Source organism: Shewanella marisflavi (genome assembly GCF_023283925.1).
GTDB lineage: Bacteria > Pseudomonadota > Gammaproteobacteria > Enterobacterales > Shewanellaceae > Shewanella > Shewanella marisflavi.
The window spans coordinates 64416-82716 of record NZ_JAKIKX010000004.1 but is presented as its reverse complement, the minus strand read 5'-3'; the positions used below and the strand labels follow the sequence as shown (position 1 = coordinate 82716).

Here is an 18301-nt window from a genome sequence, read left to right as displayed (position 1 = left end):
ACTGATTTAGCCTTCTCTCCTTCCACATAAGGTTTAACTATCAAACAAACACCAGCACTACAGCCAGGATAAGTCAGGCTAATACCCCTTGGCATTGAGGTCTCTTCGCGCCTTAGCCGCCTCGTCACAGCCAAGATTTAGCCAGATGCCAACGGGTGTACTGTCCAGCAAAGTCGAGGAAAATTGATAGTCTTTGGCATCAACACCCAACTCACTAAAGAGCATGGGGCCTGAAATATTATCGGCAAAGGCATAGTCGACTCGCTGTTTAAGCAACAGCTGTAATCCCTGGCGAATCGTTTCCACATTAAACAGGGTTATCCCCGCCTGATTAAACTTAAATCCCAGACCATCACGAGAAAACCCTCTTAAAAAGGCGATGCGGCTGCCCGCTAGATCAGACAAGTCTTGCCAGGAAAAAGGCTCTGCTTGACGCTTACGATATAAGCCCAACTCAACTGGTTGGCTAGATAAGGGGACATGAACATAGTTAGATGAAGCCTGCTTAGGCGGATAGAAACTAGCGCACCATTGCCCAGAATGAATCAACTTATTGGCCCTGGCGGCAGAATAAAACTGTGGTTTCAAAGTAACCTGAGAATCGGCTAATGCCTGTGTCAGCATACCGAACGCCGTCCCATGGTCGCCATCAGCTTGGGACTCTTGCGTGAACGGCGGGTAGTTAATGGCGACGACCTCAAGAGGAACAGCCCTCACCCAGGCTGAGCAAAACATCAATAGCGTCACAGACACAGAGAACTTACGCATATAACCAGTCACTCAACCTCATATACCTTCGCTTGCTCTAAAGTATAGCTAACTAATATAGACTAGCTCCCAGAGTTAATATGGTCACAATAGGCCATAGACCCCCTTTTGCCTGAAACTCAGACAGGTATACTAGTGCCATTATTTATCAACTGATGATATTAAGCATGACAGAGCCAAGTAGCAGCAACACCCAGAAGCTAGATTTCTCCGCCATCAACAAGACCACGGCGAAGTCCTTTAACGAGCAGAAAAATCTGATCAAGCGACTGTTTAAGGGCAACAGCGCCCAGTGTGATACCTGCAAACAACCACTAAAGTTAGTCGTGCCCACCGAAAAGGCAAAAACCGGTCACTACGGCGTGTTTTGCAAAAAAGGCTGCACCGATATTCTGCTGGAAATCGACCTGCTGTAATGCAAGGCAGGAAACTAAGACCAGTCAAACCTCACAGCCCCTCTTTAAGGTTATAACGAGTCCACCGCTTGAAACTCAGTCAACGCCTCACTCAGCTAGAAAACATGGTCGATGGTCGCTACGGCCATATCTGGGATTGCTGCTGCGATCACGGCCTGCTCGGCGCGGCCCTGCTAAAACGCCAGGCCGCACCGACCATACATTTTGTCGATATTGTGCCGGACATCATGCAAGGCCTCACCGACAAGCTAAGGCGCTTTTATCCGCCAAGACCAGATAGCGCCGACTGGCAGGTGCACTGCATGGATGTGGCCAAACTTCCGCTTGATGACTATGTTACCGATGCGCCCCATCTGGTGATCATCGCAGGCGTTGGTGGCGAGCTAACCTATGAGTTGGTGAGCGCTATTCAGCAAAAAGCCGATAGCCTAGGACAAAAAATCGAATTTCTGCTCTGCCCTGTGCATCACACCTATCAACTCAGAGAGAGGCTCAATGCACTCGGGCTAAAGCGCTTCGATGAGCGACTTATCAGCGAGAACAAGCGCTGTTATGAGCTGTTGCATCTGGCACGTCAGGCAGAGCATCCCATCACGGCGATTGGCGACAGGCTATGGTCATCGGCGCCCATGGCGATTCAACAAACCTACCTTACTCGTCTATTAACCCACTACACCCAGGTGCTTAGGGGCGAAAATCCAATCGAGCAACGCCAATTGCTTAGCCGCGCCATTCAAGACTACCAAGCTCAGCTCAATCAACTTGGCATCTAAGGCTTGCTCTTTATCATCTTCAACCGAGTCCATTTATGCACCTGCTTAAATCCACTATCCATCCCGACCTTAATGCCGCTACGCCCGATGCGATAGTCGGGCAAGGCTTCACCCGCTGCGCAGCGCGCGCCATAGTGCTTAGGGGCAGTGAAATCTTGATGCTCTACACGGCGCGTTATCACGATTACAGTATTCCCGGTGGCGGCGTGGATGAGGGCGAAGATATTCGCCAGGCCCTGATGCGCGAGCTGGAAGAGGAGACCGGCGCCCACACTATTGAGATATTAAGCGAGTTCGGCCGCTATCAAGAGTTTCGTCCCTGGTACAAGCCTGGGTTCGATTTTGTGCAGATGGAATCTTTCTGCTTTGTTTGCACCATTGGCGAAGAGCTGGGCGATACCAAACTTGAGAGCCATGAGCTGCAAAATGGCATGCGCCCGGTCTGGATCGATATACACCAGGCGATTGCCCATAACGAGCACACTATGGCCCACAGCGAAAAGAAGGGACTGTCTATCGAGCGCGAGACCTATCTACTCAGGCTGATCCGCGATGAGCTACTCACTAATGAAAGTCACCTCAAGATAAACTGCCCGTAACCCCACAAAAAAGAGCGCCTAAGCGCTCTTTTTTATACCTATTGCTAGCAATTAACGGCTGTACTCGCAGGCGATCTGCGCCGCCAACTTGGCATTGTTAAACACCAGCTGAATATTGGCCGCCAGGCTGCTGCCCTCTGTCTTTTCAGCCACCTTGGCGAGCAGGAATGGCGTCGAGGCCTTACCTGATATACCCTTGGCGTCCATCTCTGCCACGGCATCTTTAATCACCTGATCGATCATCGCCTTATCCAGGGCATATTCGGCCGGAATAGGGTTGGCGACCACCACGCCACCTTTGAGACCCATCTGCCACTTGGCCGTCATAGCATCGGCCACCTGCTTAGGCGTATCCAGACGATAGTCGACACCAAAATCACTCTCGCGGGTGTAGAAAGCAGGTAGCGTCTCGGTTTCATAACCCACTACCGGCACACCTTGGGTCTCTAGGTATTCCAGGGTCAAACCGATATCCAGAATCGATTTGGCGCCGGCGCACACCACGGCCACATCAGTATTAGCCAGCTCCTGCAGATCGGCAGAAATATCAAAAGTCTGCTGAGCGCCGCGATGCACACCGCCAATGCCGCCGGTGGCAAATACCTTGATGCCTGCCATCGCCGCTAAAATCATGGTCGAGGCCACAGTGGTCGCGCCATCGGCCTGCTTAGCAACGATAAAAGGAATGTCACGGCGACTGGTCTTGATCACCGCCTGGCCCGCCTTACCCAGATACTCGATCTCGTCATGGGTCATGCCCACCTTGAGCCGCCCCTTTAAGATGGCGATGGTGGCTGGCACCGCGCCGTTGTCACGGATAATCTGCTCCACCTTGAGAGCGGTCTCGACGTTTTGCGGATAGGGCATACCGTGAGAGATGATGGTCGATTCCAGCGCCACCACAGGACGGCCGGCATCCAGTGCCGCTTTCACTTCTGGGTTGATATCTAGGTACTGCGCTAACATAGAGACTCCTTGATAACTCGGTTAACTGATATTTCTGACATATTGGGATTGATGGTTGCCAGATCCGACAGGGCAACCACTGCCGCCGCCATGGCAAACTCGGTCGACTTGCGAGTCGACCAATCTTGAATAAAGCCGTGGGCTAGGCCCGCCAGGAAGGCATCTCCGGCGCCATTGGCATTGACCATATCAACTGGAATGGCCGGAATATGGGCCTGCTCCAGACCATCGCTGTAGAAGACGCCGTCTCCCCCCAGGCTCAAAAAAACGCGCTTAACGCCTTGGTCATGGAACCAGTTGGCCAGCGTCGGCAGTTCGTTGTAGTTGGCGATTGAGATCCCCGAAAGCTGCTCCGCCTCTTTGAGGTTCGGCTTAAGGGTATGCACGGCACTAAGATAGGGCTTGATCTTCTCCGCCTTGGCGCAGGAAACCGTATCGACAAACAGCGGAATATCAGCAAAGTTACTCAGAAGATAGGCTAAAGCCGGCTCACTGAGATTGGCATCGACTATGATAAGACTCGCCCGTTTTAGCATGGCTTGCTGAGCCTTGAGCACATCCACACTCAGGCGTTCGAGAATCGCCATATCGTTGATCGCCACATGCATGTCGCTATCACCGTCGAGCACGGAAAGATAGGTTGAGGTCACGCCATCACTTAGTTGGAGACTAGGTTTCATGTCGATACCGGCGCGCTGGCAATACTCGACGATCTGCTGACCATAGGCATCTTTACCCACGGCGGTCATCAAACGGGTATCAGACCCCAAGCGAGCCAGGTTCTCGGCGATGTTACGCCCCACTCCGCCAGGCGAGCAGCTTACGCTACCCGGGTTAGAATCCCCCACCCGCAGACTAGACGCGGGGCGACCGAGAATGTCCATGTTGGCACCGCCAACTACCACGGCATACCTGGCTTCTGCCAGAATATAGCCCTTGCCACGAATAACCCCTTTATGGGTCAGATTCATGATATGTCCCGCTACCGCTGAGCGGCTGATGCCAATGCGATCGGCCAGCTCCTGCTGTGGGATCAAAGGGTCTTGCTTGAGTAGTGCTAAGATTTCTAATTCACGTTCCGTCATTCAGGCGATCTCTCTAAGCATAGGTATCGCTCGCCGCAACAAACAAATGTTTGTATAGCAAACTTTTGTTTTAAAATAATCGATTTGAACAGAAGGCGCAAGAGAAACAAAATCAGAATCAAGTAGTTATGTGAGGCTCGCCTCATTCACCTGCAGCAGATATTCCATCTTGATAGGCGCTGAGGCGTCAGCAAGTACTCACTTTTAGCCACAAAAAAAGCGCCAAACAGGCGCTCATTCATCGAGTGGCAGCACAGCTTAACGCTTATGGTGCTTAGTGATCAGGCGATCCAACTGGTTACCGAAGGCCTGCTTCTCACTCTGGCCGATAGCCGCCGGGCCGCCGGTCTGCACGCCGCTGGCGCGCATGGTATCCATAAAGTCACGCATGTTGAGAATGGACTTAATATTTTGCTCAGTATAGAGCTCACCCCTTGGATTAAGCGCCAGAGCGCCTTTGTCGATAACTTCAGAGGCCAAAGGGATATCGGCGGTGATCACCAGATCGCCTGGGGCGGCGCGGCGCACTATCTCATTGTCGGCCACATCGAAGCCGGAGGAGACGGTCACCAGCTGAATAAAGCGCGACGGCGGAATACGCATGGCGTGGTTCGCCACTAAGGTCACGGCAATCTCGGCGCGCTCGGCGGCGCGAAACAGTATCTCTTTAATCACGCCGGGGCAGGCATCGGCATCGACCCAAATCTTCATCTCTTCTTCCTGTCATCACAGTCAATCATGGCTGCGAGCACTATAGCATAGCTATCGCGCTTTATAACGAGTGACCTTATTCCTCAGCAAGCGGTATTAACACTCTAAGGAACTATTATGGTAATTTATTCAAGATATTGATTTTTATTAGATAGATTATGACCACATCAGCCCCCAAGGAAGCGCTATTTAGCCCGGATTGTCTCGATTTTCTCGCCAAGCTGGCAAGCAATAACGAGCGCGAATGGTTCAAGACCCATCAAGCCGAGTATGAGGCTAAGGTACGCACTCCCGCACTCAAGTTTATCGATGCTATGGCGCCTCATATCAAGCAGCTCTCGCCGCGGCTGACTGCCGAGCCTAAGAAGGTTGGCGGTAGCCTGATGCGTCCTCAGCGTGATGCCCGTTTTAGCAAGGATAAGACCCCCTATAAGGTTAACGTCGGCATACAGTTTCGCCATTTTCAGGGCAAAGATGTACACGCTCCCGGACTTTATTTGCATATCGCCAATGACGGCTGCTTTCTCGGCGCCGGGATCTGGCACCCCGACAGCAAGGCGCTAAGCCAAATTCGCAGCTGCATCGACGACAACCCTAATGCCTACAAACAAGCGCTTAAACAGCTCAGCGCTGCAGGCTTTGTCATGGAGGGGGATAGCCTGCAGCGCCCACCCAAAGGCTATGACAAGCACCACCCCATGCTAGACGAGCTTAAACGCAAAGACTTTATCGCTATCAAACCGCTCGACCCACAGCAGCTGTTTGCTAACCATTTCGATACCTGGTGCGCCGAGCAATTTAGCCAGGTCAATAAACTGATGGGCTACCTCTGTTTTGCCCTGGATCTTGATTATTAAAAAGGACTTTTAATGTTTAACCGCAAACCCAACAAGCTATTTACCCCGCAAGGCTTTAACGCCAAAGGCTTAAAATTTATTGCGCCGCTGATTATCGTACTGCCTCTGGCCACAGGCCTAACGGGCTGTACCAACCCCAACACCCCTGCGGGAGAAGAGGGCTATGTGTTTGAGAAACCGCGTATCTTTGGCGCTGGTGGCTATCGCGGCACCCTGATTGGCCCAAGCAACTATGGGGTATCATTGTGGCGCAACGAGGTGATCAACATAGATATGCGCCCCAACACCTACACGGAAAACTTTAAGATCCTCGCCAAGGACGATCTCAATATCAGCTTTAACTTTCATGCGGTGATCGCCATCAAATCAGGCACGGTAAAAGAGGTGGTGGAAAAATATGGCGCTGAAAACTGGTATGTCCGCTTCGTGCGCGAGACCTTCCGTACCTATGTACGTGACGAGGTGCAGCGTTATGACAGTGTGGCGCTAAAAGAGAACCGCTCGGAGATCGCCGAGGCAGTATCGGTCAAACTCAACGGCTACCTCAAGACGTCACCCTTCCAGCTCAACAATGTGATTGTCGGTAACATCAACTACCCCGACATAGTCGCTATCGCGGTTGAGAAAAAACTCGCCGCCCAGCAGCTATTGTCGGAGAAAGAAACCCAGAAAGAGATCGCCCAGAAGGATGCGGAGATCCGTATCGAAGAGGCCAAGGGGATAGCCAAGGCGCAGCAGATCATCAACGAGACGCTAACGCCTAACTATCTGCAGCACGAGGCGATTAATGCTCAGTTGAAGATGGCCGACTCGCCCAACCATACCACTGTCTATATTCCGGTCGGCACCAACGGCATCCCTCTGATTAAAGGTGCCAAATAATCGGCCTTAGATGACAGCTGTGTTCGATTTAAGCGAATGAAGATAGCTCAGTAGCACCTCACGCGCTTGGGCAATACGCGCCTGTTGCCTGGCCTTGCCCAGCACGCGTATTCCTTGCATCTGCATCACCAGAAAGCTGGCCAGCTGCGCACTTTGGGCGCTGGCCACTAACTCACCCCTTTGCTGTGCGGCGCCGAGCACACGCTCAAACGTCTGGTGCAACTCATCAAACAAGCGAGCGCAGATCCCCTGCACAACCTCATCGCTGAGGTATTTTTCCAGCACGGCATTTTGCAAGAAGCAGCCAAAAGGCTGGGTCGATTGCTTGACGATAAAGGCTTCAAGGTAGGTCACTATCTCGTCTAGGCCCGCCTCTTCGGCCAGCAGCGGTGAAAGGTTAGGCATAGCGTGGTTATCGAAATAGTAGCCCAGCGCCTCACGGTACAGGCTAAGCTTATCGCCGAAGCTGTTATACAGGCTAAAACGATTGATCTTAAGGTGCTCGACCAGATCCGCGACCGAAGTATCGGCATAACCCTTCTGCCAGAACAGCTCCATGGCCGCTATCAGCTTCTCCTGCCTATCAAAATTACAACTTCTTGCCATAGATGATTTTGCTCTGAGTTTATAGGGTCTGTTTATCTTTTGAGAACAAATTTTGTTCTAATTGAGTACGTTCAAATTGAGGCACCAGGCTTGAGGTATAGTAATTCTATATAAAAGCCGAGTAACAAAAAGTTGAACGTACTCAAGACGAACCCTTCGGGCAGCGTCTGTATCATTTTTCTACTGCGTTATCGCTCATTGATGTAGCACACTACACTGCAATCGCTCTGCCTTGTATAAAATCGATACAGAATGCTGCAAAAAATGAACGCAAAAGTTCAACAGACCCTAGTTAAGCGTTCGCAACAAGTTTCTTGACCGAACGTTCAGTTATGAATTAGATTCTATTCTAAACGAGCGTTCAGTTAAAGCAAAAACCTTCAACTGAGGCCACCACAACAACTTCCACAAGAGTCAGAGAGGGATAGATGAAACTCTACGAATTAGCCATGACCCCCAGCGCCAGACGCGTCAATATCTTCCTTAAGGAACTTGGTCTAAACGAACAAGAGATAGGTCTTGAGCGCGTGAGTCTTAACCTGCGCGCCGGTGACAACCTAAGTGATGAGTTCAAGGCCATCAGTGTCAATGGCCGCATTCCGGTGCTGGAACTCGACGACGGTCAGACCCTATGTGAATCGGTTGCTATCTGCCGCTACTTCGACGAAATCACTGCACCAGCACACTCGCTGTTTGGCGATACGGCGCTAGAGAAGGCCCAGATTGAGATGTGGCAACGGATCAGTGAGTTGCAAGGCCTGTTCGTCGCCTTCCAGGCCTTTAGAAACATCACCAAGATATATGAAGACAGAGAGCGCTGCGTCGAGGCCTGGGGCCAAGAATCCCGCCAGCGCGTAATAGAATTTCTACCCACGCTTGAGAAACAGCTCAGCGAGCAGCCTTTTATCGCCGGCCAGCAATTCTCCATCGCCGACATCACCGCTTACGTAATGATGAGCTTCATCAAACACCTAGAGATCACCCCAAGCGACGACCAACCCCACCTCACCGCCTGGCTCGCCAAGATGGAACAACGCCCCTCCATCATCGCCGTCAACGGCTAACACAGCATCAGTCCTAAAGGGCTAAAACAAACAAGGCGAGCCCAAGCCAAAGCTCAAGCTCGCCCCCAATTAACACCCACATAAGGGGCAGTAACACATGGGCTAAAATCCGAGCGAAGCGACAGAGCCCATGTATTACTGTCCCAGCGACCCTGCGAGCGACTTAATGTGATAGTTATATGGTTGCTTGATAATTCCACAGTACAGCTGCCTTGGATGACAACAATAATAAAAATCCTAGGAATAATGCGATATTTCTGATATTAAAAAAGCGCTCCGAACTGCTACCTAGAGTTTTTAAAGAATTATCAGCGCTTTCAATAAATTTAGTTAAGTCTATTTGTCTTTTTTTTGCATCTTCTGTTGGTATGAAATTGCCTGTCGCACCGTCTATTGCTCGTCCATTTGATGTAATGACCTTATTCGCTATATCTAGATGCTCATTCGCGTACGTTTTCCTATAGTCAATGGACTGAATAGATAAATCAGATTGAATGCGAAGAATACCGAATAAGATTGATACAGTAATGGAGGTTAAGGAAAGTAGCTCCAGACAATATGCCCAATTTAAGGAATGCTCAACTTTGAAACTAGCACCTAAATATGCAAACAATGCGCTACCAAGAGCAACAATATAATAATCAAACTTTTGTTGTGCTTGTTTCCAGCTTTTCCATGCTTCAAAACTTCTATCTGGCATAAATTCTCCTTTCCATATAAAAACTTATTAGTGAGACCTTGCAAGGTACGCTACCTTGTAAGGTAGGAGACCAAGCATGTAAATAAGTAGGGTCAGAGTAATCTACTAAAGGAGGAGATTGGCGCATGTGGTTGGCTTTTTCATTCCCTGAATGGCGTAGTCGATGTTTGATTCGAGTTGGCCTAGCTCTGTCCGTAATTGGTGATACTTTAATCTATCTTCTGGCTGGCATTCAACATGTCATGTCACATTTAATTAAAGAGTTTTACTAACAAGAATAGTGGCTTGAGCCCACTTTCCCGGATCTGCTCCAATCGAAGAAGCGTTAAATACCAAGTGTAGATACGGCTGTGACCTTCGGTTTCAGGGATGAAACCGCAGAGCGGCCAGGGATGGCGCACAGCGTGTCACAGCAGTATCTGCACAAAAGCCTGCTGCAAGCAATTAACTAACATTAAGGTACAACCTTCAACCCCCCTTCAAACAACAACCCCGGTAATCGCAAAAAACAGAAACAAAAGGGGAAGAGTCCCCTTATGACTCCCCTTCCCACTCGGCTATCACCTCATTCGCCGCGCGAAACGCCTCGACGCCCGCCGGCATGCCGCAGTAAACGGTGGAGTGCAGCAACACCTCTTGGATCTCCTCGACGGTGCAGCCGTTACGCAGTGCGCCGCGTACATGCCCCTTGAGTTCGGTAGATGCCTTGAGCGCCGCAAGGGTGGCTATGGTGATCAGGCTACGGGTTCGCCTGTCGAGCCCCTCTCTGGCCCACACTTCTCCCCAGGCGTTGCGGGTCACCAACTCTTGTAGTGGCTGGGTAAAATCGCTGGCCGATGACAGCGCCTTGTCTACAAAGCTATCGCCCATCACCTCGCGCCTGATGGCTAACCCTTGATCGTATTTGGCCTTATCCATGGGGACTCCTTTAACATCATGATTAAATTGATACTTTAATAAAACAGCTGTTTAAGTTGCTTGTAAAACAGCCAAAGGTCAACCTAAATCAATGCCAATGCGACTAAAGCACCAGAGCTGATTAATACCAAGGTTAAGGGATAGATTGCGGCTATATTGATTGAGCTTGCCGCTTGCAGGAAAGATTGCGCCTTACGTGGCAGGACAATATGGAACTCGTGCAAGATGCTCGTAGCTCGTAGCTCGTAGCTCGTAGCTAGGTGCTAGGTGTTAGCGATAAACGCCATCAGCTGAGGGATAAAGGCTTCACCCTCTCGAAGACCGCGGCGGTAAACGGCCTCTACCTTAGTCACATCCCGCTCAAGACGAGACAGCCCAAGGGGCGTCGCGGGCTGCAATACCAAAGCCGTGCCGTCAGCTTGCGCCTGTGCCAACTCATCGAGCGCCCGATTGTAAGTATTGTGACGTTCAATCAGGGCATTGGCCACCTTGGGATAGCGACGATAGAGACGCTTAGCCAGCCATTTGGCCTTAAAGGCCGATTTTCGATAGTCCTGCTCCTGGGTCAGGATCACCACCTGGCGCTTGAAACCATCTTTACGAGCCTGTGCCAAGGGGATCGGCGCGCCTATACCACCGTCGAGATAGGGCGTTCCCTTGAGCCAGGTCGGTCTTGAGATAAAAGGCAGGCTGCTTGAGGCAATAAGCACCTCTAATAAGGTGTCATGATCGCTAAAGTCACTCATGCCAAAAAAGTCAGTTTCGCCAGTGAGGCAGTTAAAGGCGCCCACCTTAAACTCAGCCTCACTGTGAGCAAAGGCGTCAAAATCATAGGGCACTAACTCATGGGCCATGCGACGATAGGTAAAATCTGTGTTCACATAGTTGCCGGTGCGCAGCAGATGCTTAAGCCCCATATAGCGCTTATCGGCAAGAAAATTTTGTTGAATGGTCAGGTTACGACCCTGTTGGCGTGAAAGATAAGAGGCAGGATAAATAGCACCAGCCGACACGCCCACCAAGTACTGAAAATGAAGCCCAGCCTGTAAAAAGGCATCGAGCACACCCGCGGTGTAGATGGCGCGCAGCCCGCCACCTTCCAATACCAAGGCGCAGTTATCTATCTTTCGCTCGCCAGCGTACACATCACTATTGTGACCCGTTGTTCTGTGCTGCTCAGGCGCATGAAGCGATGGAGAATCTGCGCTAGCCACTTACTCTTCCGCCTGGATCTGCCCAACTAACAACACAGGGGCGGCATCTAGCTCTTGGGCATCCATCATAGAGGCAATACGTTCAACGGCTGAAAGTAACTGGCTCTGCTCCCAATCTTCAAGGTTTTGATAACGCTTGATAAAATGTTCCTGAAGCGGCTTAGGGGCTGCCCTTAAAATCTCGATACCAGCCTCACTGAGCGACAGATGCCACTTGCGCTTATCTGACTCGCTGCGGGTTCTCACCACCAAGTTTCGTGCCTCGAGACGGTCGATAATGGTGGCAACCGTAGCCGGACTCAGCGCCACTTCCTGGGCGATCTCCTTGGCTAGCGGGCGATCATAGGCGGCAATAGTCTGCATCACCATCAGCTGGGGCCCGGTAAGACCTGATTGCTTATTGAGCTGCCGAGAATGTATATCGATGGCGCGGATCACGCGGCGCAGCGAAATCAGTAGTTGTTCGTACTTTTCCATAATCTCCTCTCGTTTCAGCCGCACCATACCAGAAAAAATTTCCAGACTCATGCCCCAATTAGAAAAAAAGCAATACTAGCTTATCACTTGCTCTGCTTTTGCACTAATGACAAAGGCTGAGCACGGCGATAAATCATCCACCGCCTTGGCTTAGACTTTGAGAAGGCAATAGGGCTCAAGGATCACCGACAGTCGAAATTAACAGCGTCAAACAAGATGAAAAAATGCTTGAGCAAGATGAAGGCCTGAGCCCCTTATCTTAAGAAGTCAGCAACCACCTTGGTGATAGCAAATAGGCCGACTTCTGGTACACTTGCGCCCTTAGTAATAGATCTTAGCTTAGGCGTATATTCATGGGCGACTCCACATCTTCGACAAACACACCACCAGCCACCCACCTGGCCATTGCCAGCCTATCGGGTGAAGCGCTGCATCAGGCGGTGGACGCCCAAAGCGGCGCCGAAAAACGCGCCCTAAGTTATAGCCTGACCATACATCACCTATTTTGTGAGACGCTGAACAGCAAACTGCCAGGGGATCGTATTCTGGCCGATTATTTTCGCGCCCATAAGAAACATGGCTCGAAAGACAGACGAGTGATCCGCGAGAGCCTGTTTGGCTTGTTTCGCTGGCATGGTTGGCTTAAAGGCTTGCCTCAGCAAGACGCCACCCAACACTGGTTTGCCCAGCTCGCACTGACCGCCACCCTTGAATCCCACGGCTGGCAGGAGATCATTCAGGCATGGCGCGGTTTTAGCGGCTTAGCTGAGCTTGGCCAGTTAAAGCCCGACAGTAATTTGACAGAAAAACAGGCCCTGCTTGAAACTTCTATTCCCGGCCAAGCATTTGCATTTGACGACCTGGCACCCGACTGGTTTTGGGCACACTTTCCTGCTTCACCAGAGATGCGCCAACAGCTGGTTGAATCCCTGTGTAGCCGTCCGCCTATCTGGGGCCGTCTGCAAGGGATCACCCTAGCAAAGGCTCAAGCCCAACTCGCCGAGCAAGGCATCACGGCAAGCGGCAGCGACTTTTTCAGCGATGCCATCAACCTGGGTCACAAGAGTCTCAACCTCAATGCCCTGCCTCTCTATAGTGAGGGAAAGGTAGAGATCCAAGACTTGGGCTCTCAGGTGATAGGCAATATCTGCGCGCCAAAGGCCGATGAGATCTGGTGGGACGCCTGCAGCGGCGCCGGCGGCAAGAGTCTGCAACTGCGCTCCTTGATGCTAAAACAAGATAAGCAGGCCAGTGGCAAGGTGATTGCCTCAGATATTCGTCGCAAGCCACTCGAAGAACTGGCCAAACGCGCCAAACGCGCCAAATTCAAAGGGATCACCACCCAGCCTTGGCTGTCAGATGCCCTACCGGTACCCGCTCGCCACTTCGATGGCGTACTGGTCGATGCCCCCTGCAGCTGCACCGGCACCTGGCGTCGCAACCCAGATATGCGCTGGTTAGATGATGTCAGCGCCATCACGGACAAGGCCAGCCTACAACTGGATATCTTAAGTCGCGCCTGTGAGGCAGTAAAACCCGGCGGCGCGCTGGTCTATGCCACCTGCTCTATCAGCCCAGCTGAAAACCAGGCCGTGGTAGAAGCCTTCTTAAAGAAGCGTACTGATTTTAGTCTGCAGACCTTGACTCATCCCTTTACCGGCGAGGCGACGTCAATGCTGACCGTACTGCCCTATCAGGCAGATAGCGACGGTATGTTTGTCGCTAAGATGATACGCCAAGACTAGTCGTCCCCTAGCTTCTTCAGCGCCGTGGCCTCACGGCGCTCGTGTCATGAGTTCGTCTCTTCCCTGTCACCTAAACGTCATCTTGCCTATTTACCATGCCACTTGCATTAAGGTTCAATCACAAGAGATAGGTGAGATCATGTCACACTATGATGAGTTTGAGATGGCATCTAGAGAAACCCCAACGTGGGAGTTCGATGCCCAGGATGAATTACGTAGCAAGCGCAGCAAGCAGAGGCGTCGACATCAATCTAATCAGCCTAAGCGTTACGAGCATGATGACGAGTTCGACCAAGAGATTTGGGATAAGCTGTGGCGTTAAGATTTAGCGCTTTGACAAGCCGCGCGTGAACGCCAATTGGCGTTCACCGGGGAAACCTTCTTAAAAACTGGCGCTCGCGCCAATGTAGAAACCTGTGTCAAAGGTATTGTCACGGCGATCATCATATTGCAAGCGTATGTTGCGATAACCGACAAATAGCCCCAGGCTTGGATTTACCTGATACTGGACCTTACCATCTAACTCATACTGCCCGTCGACGCTGCCAAAACTGAGTACCGAAGGCGCATAATAAGCCGAGGCTTTTAGCGCAATGTTTGATCCCAGCGCTAACGAATAGCGGCCACCAATGGCGACTGCACTGCCGTTACTGCTGTTTTTCGCCCAATAATGCGAAAACTTAGGGCCAACCTCAAAATGATGAGCCCCAGCATCATGAGTCATATGGGCCGCCGCCGAGATACTATGGCCTTCATCATCAGAATAAAGATACCCCATCACCAGATTGGCCGACGGACTAAGCTCCATCTGCAGATCTGTGGATATAACATCATCATTGATCCCCACGTTCAGGTTAGTCGCCTGAGCCGTCAGGCTGAAGCAGCCGACAATCATCAGCGCCAATTTTGTTTTCATCATCACCCCTTGATAGGTCTTTTTACTATCGCCGCAGGGTATCAAACTGATGCAGATGCCACCATTAAATATACTTCATCAACTTGTTTTAAAAGGGGTTTATAACATTTCACCACATAAGTTAACGATACCTTATTACAACTGAAATAAACCACCTACAAAGATGGCTAACAGATAAGCCGCACAGTCCACCTCCAATGTCGGTGTCTTCCCTAATGAACCTTATTTAAATTGCGCGCAATCTATTTTACTGCTAGGCTAATCCCATCAACGAGAGGAAGCGACTATGTCTATTTATGATTTTTCACTGACCCGTATCGACGGCAGCACCCAGTCGATGGCAGATTTCAAAGGTAAGGTACTGCTTATCGTCAATACCGCCAGTAAGTGCGGCTTTACGCCGCAATATCAGGCCCTACAAGCACTCTATGACCAGTTTGGCCCGGAAAAATTTGCCGTACTTAGCTTTCCTTGCAACCAGTTTGGTCAGCAGGAGCAGGGAGACGAAAGTGAGATAAGTCAGTTCTGTGAATTAAACTTTGGCGTAAACTTTCCGCTATTTGCCAAGATAGAGGTTAACGGCAACCAGGCACATCCCTTGTATCGATACCTCAAACGTGAGGCTAAAGGCCTGTTGGGTAGCGAATCGATTAAATGGAACTTCACTAAATTTCTGGTAGATGGCGAAGGAAAAGTGCTGGAGCGCTTCGCTCCCACCACGACCCCCGAATCATTGTCAGAAAAAATTTCAGCTTTAGTTAACCAATCCAAGTAGATAAGAGAATGTTGGAAATATTTTCAAACATTTTTGTTTATTTTTTGAACTTATCACTGTTTGAATACTCCAAATATTGAACGCGAAGATTTGCTTTTTCATGTTCATCATTCTCCCAGGGACTTCTAGCGCAGTCCCCCTAGATCTGCATAGATCGACAGGCAACCCTCCTTGGTTGCCTTTTTTTATTAATCCATAATTATCATAATGTTAATTAAAATTTAGTCGTTAAATGTCTGTCATCGAATGGACATCTAAGTTGGACAGAGGCATACAAGGCCTCAAGATACAGGCCCGTTGAAAACCCATAAAAATGGCCACTTTCCTGGGACTTAGAAAAAAAATCTGAAATTTTTATAAGCTTTATTGAACTAATCGGGACTTGCTGACTCTGATTAAGTGAACGGATTAGCGGATTGGGTAACTCGTTGCAAAGTAAGCTTTACTGCGAATACCTGGTTTATGTTTCATTGTTCATCATCATTTCCCTTTGGCGACCGATTGGTCCCAAGAGCATTAACCTCGCTAGCGCAATAGGTTAATAACTCGACACTATTTAGCTTTATGGCAACCTTTGGTTGCCATTTTTTTTGTCTTTTTGATGGGATTTTTGAGCCTGGAAGCGCCTAAGGCGAGAAAATGACAATTTATCAATTTTTTTTGAATCACTGGGGAACTAAGTGAAAGATGATGACTCTGATAAGGAGTAACAGATTTTTCATCATTGTTTGTTCATCATCTCCCTTTGAGACCTTGTTGGTCTCTGGAGCCAAGAAATTTCGCTAGCGCACAAGTTTCTTTCTCCATATTAATTGTTATGGCAACCCCTTGGGTTGCCATTTTTTTTACCTAGCCCAGCAACTGTTTATCTAGGTGTACCGACAGCGATGGATGGTACCCTCCTCTCGCTTTTTGATAGATGCTACGCACCTCCTGCTGATATCCCGCCAGCAACAGCTCGTTATACAGGGGCCTGACAAACTTCCCCCGACCTATTTTAATCAAATATGCCTCAACGAAAGGCAGTACAGGATCATATTGATTACGGATCGCCACTCGATACCAATCACAGGCGATTTCGGCATTGGTGCTACGGCTGAAATCGAAACAGGTATCGAGATCGATCAGCGCCTGCTGGTCGAGCACCTCGGGCAGGCTGTTTAAAAAATATTGCCAATGGTGTACGCGCCAATCAGCCGTATTGGCCTTATTGAGGGGCTCACCGGCGAGCCAGGCAGTACGCAGATGATCGACCTTCTCCAGACTATTGGAAGTGGGCGGCACAAACCAAGATGGCATCCCAGTGCCATAGAGCCACTCCAGCAACTCGGCCTCAGTTAACTTATCACCATATTGGGTCAGCAGGGTTGACTTGGCGTACTCGACAAAGGTTTCTGTGGTGATCGCCTGAAAGGCAAAATGATTTACATAATCAAACAGAAAACGGTCGAAGTCGGCGCGGCCAAGGCGATGCTCCAGCTCATGAACAAACATGGAGGCCTTATCATAGGTAAAGCGGTTAAAGGCATCATTTGGGTCACCCGCCTGCACATTGGCCGGCAGAGTCTGCGAGGTGAGAGGCATACTGATAAGCTCCTCTTTGAGGCGACCATATTCCAGTACCACCTCAAGCTCAGCCAGTTCCTTGCCATACACAGCTTCGACAATACGGTTAGTGAAATAGGTGGTAAAGCCCTCGTTTAGCCAGAGATCACGCCAGGTGGCATTGCTGACCAGATTACCAGTCCAGGAGTGTGCCAGTTCATGGGCAACGGTCGATACCAGGCTCTTGTCTCCTGCGATCAGCGTCGGCGTCATAAAGGCGAGTCTGGGGTTTTCCATGCCGCCAAATGGAAAGCTTGGCGGCAACACCAACATGTCGTATCGTCCCCAGGCATAAGGCCCCAGCAGGGATTCGGCGATCTCGACCATCTTCTCGGTATCTTCAAACTCCTTCACCGCCGCACTCAACATCTGAGGTTCGGCGTATACCCCAGTGCGAGGACCGATAGCGCCAAAGTGCAGATCCCCGACGGCAATGGCCAACAGATGGGTAGGAATTGGCTTTTCCATCTCGAAATGGAATATTCCCTCTAAGGGGGCATCACCATGATTCATGGCACTCATCACGGCGCGCATCCCTTTGGGCACTTTTATCTCGGCATCAAAGGTGATTCTGGCCCTTGGGGTGTCTTGCAGTGGCACCCAGCTACGCGCATTGATAGGCTGCGACTGACTGAACAGAAACGGAAGCAGCTTGCCGCTGGTCTGCTCTGGCGATAACCACTGTAAGCCCTGGGCCTGAGGCGAGGTATGGTAATTGACGATAACCTCGCTGCTGGGCTCGACGAGTGTGATCACCAGGCGCTGACCGCGCACGCTATCTTGCTGGTCGAGCTGAAATGCCAAGGCATTACCAGCCTGGTCATGCACACTCTTGATAGTCAGTTCACGCGTGTCGAGATAGAGGCTGCGACAATCGCCATCGCGATAGTCCAAGGTTAAACGGGCGCTGCCACTCAGTTGCTGCGCTGCAAAGTCGACGCTTAAGGCCAGACTCAGGTGTGTGACCCTGAGGTCATCGACATTAGCAAACGAATGATGGTCTTGTTGATTATCCCACTGCTCTGCCACAAGGAATCCTTTTTTTATGATGAAGGGCTGGTGCCATTTTAGTCCCGGTAGCCTCGAATGTCATCGCCGCTAGCAAAGGGCTCATCTTGATAAGCGGGTGTAAATTGACTTCACCGATTGAAAATGGAACAATTGGGATATTTTATACAAAAATAACAATAAGGAAACCCCAGTGTCTCAGCCAGCCCTAACACG

General features: G+C 50.4%; 20 protein-coding genes. 9 read left to right on the top strand and 11 right to left on the bottom strand.

Features of this window, described 5'->3' with window-relative positions:
• Positions 1-78: 78 nt before the first annotated feature.
• On the bottom strand, positions 79-780 hold the full coding sequence (locus L2712_RS10015) for a transporter substrate-binding domain-containing protein (protein ID WP_248977708.1): 702 nt from the start codon (positions 778-780) through the stop codon (positions 79-81).
• Positions 781-935: 155 nt separating this feature from the next.
• Here L2712_RS10015 and L2712_RS10010 point away from each other — a divergent pair, with 155 nt between their 5' ends.
• From L2712_RS10010 to L2712_RS10000, 3 genes are all read left to right on the top strand, one after another.
• Positions 936-1184, top strand: a complete 249-nt coding sequence (locus L2712_RS10010; RefSeq protein ID WP_033537500.1) for a type 2 periplasmic-binding domain-containing protein — start codon at positions 936-938, stop codon at positions 1182-1184.
• 68 nt (positions 1185-1252) lie between these two features.
• Positions 1253-1957: a tRNA (adenine(22)-N(1))-methyltransferase gene (locus L2712_RS10005; RefSeq protein WP_248977707.1), complete on the top strand. Its 705-nt coding sequence runs from the start codon at positions 1253-1255 to the stop codon at positions 1955-1957.
• Between the two features lie 35 nt (positions 1958-1992).
• A complete protein-coding gene (locus tag L2712_RS10000) occupies positions 1993-2556 on the top strand; it encodes an NUDIX hydrolase (RefSeq protein WP_248977706.1) in 564 nt (187 codons plus the stop codon).
• Between the two features lie 51 nt (positions 2557-2607).
• Here the strand turns inward: L2712_RS10000 and L2712_RS09995 are convergent, their stop codons facing one another.
• The 3 genes from L2712_RS09995 to L2712_RS09985 all read right to left on the bottom strand — a co-directional run bounded on the left by L2712_RS09995 (position 2608) and on the right by L2712_RS09985 (position 5318).
• Positions 2608-3522 carry a pseudouridine-5'-phosphate glycosidase gene (locus tag L2712_RS09995; protein WP_033537497.1) on the bottom strand — a complete coding sequence of 305 codons (915 nt, stop codon included), beginning with the start codon at positions 3520-3522 and terminating at the stop codon, positions 2608-2610.
• A complete protein-coding gene (locus tag L2712_RS09990) occupies positions 3516-4607 on the bottom strand; it encodes a PfkB family carbohydrate kinase (RefSeq protein ID WP_248977705.1) in 1092 nt (363 codons plus the stop codon). Before L2712_RS09990 ends, L2712_RS09995 begins: the two co-directional genes overlap by 7 nt.
• 258 nt (positions 4608-4865) lie before the next feature.
• Complete coding sequence (locus L2712_RS09985) at positions 4866-5318, bottom strand: YaiI/YqxD family protein (RefSeq protein ID WP_088904164.1); 453 nt, start codon at positions 5316-5318, stop codon at positions 4866-4868.
• A gap of 158 nt (positions 5319-5476) precedes the next feature.
• Here L2712_RS09985 and L2712_RS09980 point away from each other — a divergent pair, with 158 nt between their 5' ends.
• Together L2712_RS09980 and L2712_RS09975 are read left to right on the top strand one after the other, a co-directional pair.
• Positions 5477-6175 carry a DUF2461 domain-containing protein gene (locus tag L2712_RS09980; protein ID WP_248977704.1) on the top strand — a complete coding sequence of 233 codons (699 nt, stop codon included), beginning with the start codon at positions 5477-5479 and terminating at the stop codon, positions 6173-6175.
• Between the two features lie 12 nt (positions 6176-6187).
• Entirely contained in the window at positions 6188-7057 is an 870-nt protein-coding gene (locus L2712_RS09975; protein ID WP_248977703.1) for an SPFH domain-containing protein, read from the top strand.
• A gap of 6 nt (positions 7058-7063) precedes the next feature.
• Here the strand turns inward: L2712_RS09975 and L2712_RS09970 are convergent, their stop codons facing one another.
• Positions 7064-7663 (bottom strand): TetR/AcrR family transcriptional regulator, encoded by a 600-nt coding sequence (locus L2712_RS09970; RefSeq protein WP_248977702.1) that lies wholly within the window; start codon positions 7661-7663, stop codon positions 7064-7066.
• A gap of 428 nt (positions 7664-8091) precedes the next feature.
• On the opposite strand from L2712_RS09970, the gene L2712_RS09965 reads away from it, so the two are divergent.
• Entirely contained in the window at positions 8092-8727 is a 636-nt protein-coding gene (locus L2712_RS09965) for a glutathione S-transferase (protein WP_248977701.1), read from the top strand.
• A gap of 175 nt (positions 8728-8902) precedes the next feature.
• Here the strand turns inward: L2712_RS09965 and L2712_RS09960 are convergent, their stop codons facing one another.
• The 4 genes from L2712_RS09960 to L2712_RS09945 all read right to left on the bottom strand — a co-directional run bounded on the left by L2712_RS09960 (position 8903) and on the right by L2712_RS09945 (position 12036).
• Positions 8903-9427 carry a hypothetical protein gene (locus L2712_RS09960; protein ID WP_248977700.1) on the bottom strand — a complete coding sequence of 175 codons (525 nt, stop codon included), beginning with the start codon at positions 9425-9427 and terminating at the stop codon, positions 8903-8905.
• A gap of 534 nt (positions 9428-9961) precedes the next feature.
• On the bottom strand, positions 9962-10345 hold the full coding sequence (pcaC, locus tag L2712_RS09955; RefSeq protein WP_248977699.1) for a 4-carboxymuconolactone decarboxylase: 384 nt from the start codon (positions 10343-10345) through the stop codon (positions 9962-9964).
• A 263-nt stretch (positions 10346-10608) separates the two neighbouring features.
• Positions 10609-11469 carry a patatin-like phospholipase family protein gene (locus L2712_RS09950; protein ID WP_033537762.1) on the bottom strand — a complete coding sequence of 287 codons (861 nt, stop codon included), beginning with the start codon at positions 11467-11469 and terminating at the stop codon, positions 10609-10611.
• Positions 11470-11559: 90 nt separating this feature from the next.
• Positions 11560-12036 carry a MarR family winged helix-turn-helix transcriptional regulator gene (locus L2712_RS09945; protein ID WP_033537489.1) on the bottom strand — a complete coding sequence of 159 codons (477 nt, stop codon included), beginning with the start codon at positions 12034-12036 and terminating at the stop codon, positions 11560-11562.
• A gap of 353 nt (positions 12037-12389) precedes the next feature.
• On the opposite strand from L2712_RS09945, the gene L2712_RS09940 reads away from it, so the two are divergent.
• On the top strand, positions 12390-13781 hold the full coding sequence (locus L2712_RS09940) for an RsmB/NOP family class I SAM-dependent RNA methyltransferase (RefSeq protein ID WP_033537488.1): 1392 nt from the start codon (positions 12390-12392) through the stop codon (positions 13779-13781).
• Between the two features lie 46 nt (positions 13782-13827).
• Positions 13828-14103: a hypothetical protein gene (locus L2712_RS09935; protein WP_248977698.1), complete on the top strand. Its 276-nt coding sequence runs from the start codon at positions 13828-13830 to the stop codon at positions 14101-14103.
• A gap of 60 nt (positions 14104-14163) precedes the next feature.
• On the opposite strand, the gene L2712_RS09930 is transcribed toward L2712_RS09935, so the two are convergent.
• Positions 14164-14700 carry a YfaZ family outer membrane protein gene (locus tag L2712_RS09930; protein ID WP_033537761.1) on the bottom strand — a complete coding sequence of 179 codons (537 nt, stop codon included), beginning with the start codon at positions 14698-14700 and terminating at the stop codon, positions 14164-14166.
• Between the two features lie 283 nt (positions 14701-14983).
• Between L2712_RS09930 and L2712_RS09925 the strand changes: the two genes are divergently transcribed.
• Complete coding sequence (locus L2712_RS09925) at positions 14984-15472, top strand: glutathione peroxidase (RefSeq protein WP_033537486.1); 489 nt, start codon at positions 14984-14986, stop codon at positions 15470-15472.
• An 849-nt stretch (positions 15473-16321) separates the two neighbouring features.
• Here the strand turns inward: L2712_RS09925 and L2712_RS09920 are convergent.
• Positions 16322-18106, bottom strand: coding sequence for a M1 family metallopeptidase (locus L2712_RS09920; protein WP_033537485.1), 1785 nt, complete (start codon positions 18104-18106; stop codon positions 16322-16324).
• Positions 18107-18301: the final 195 nt, after the last annotated feature.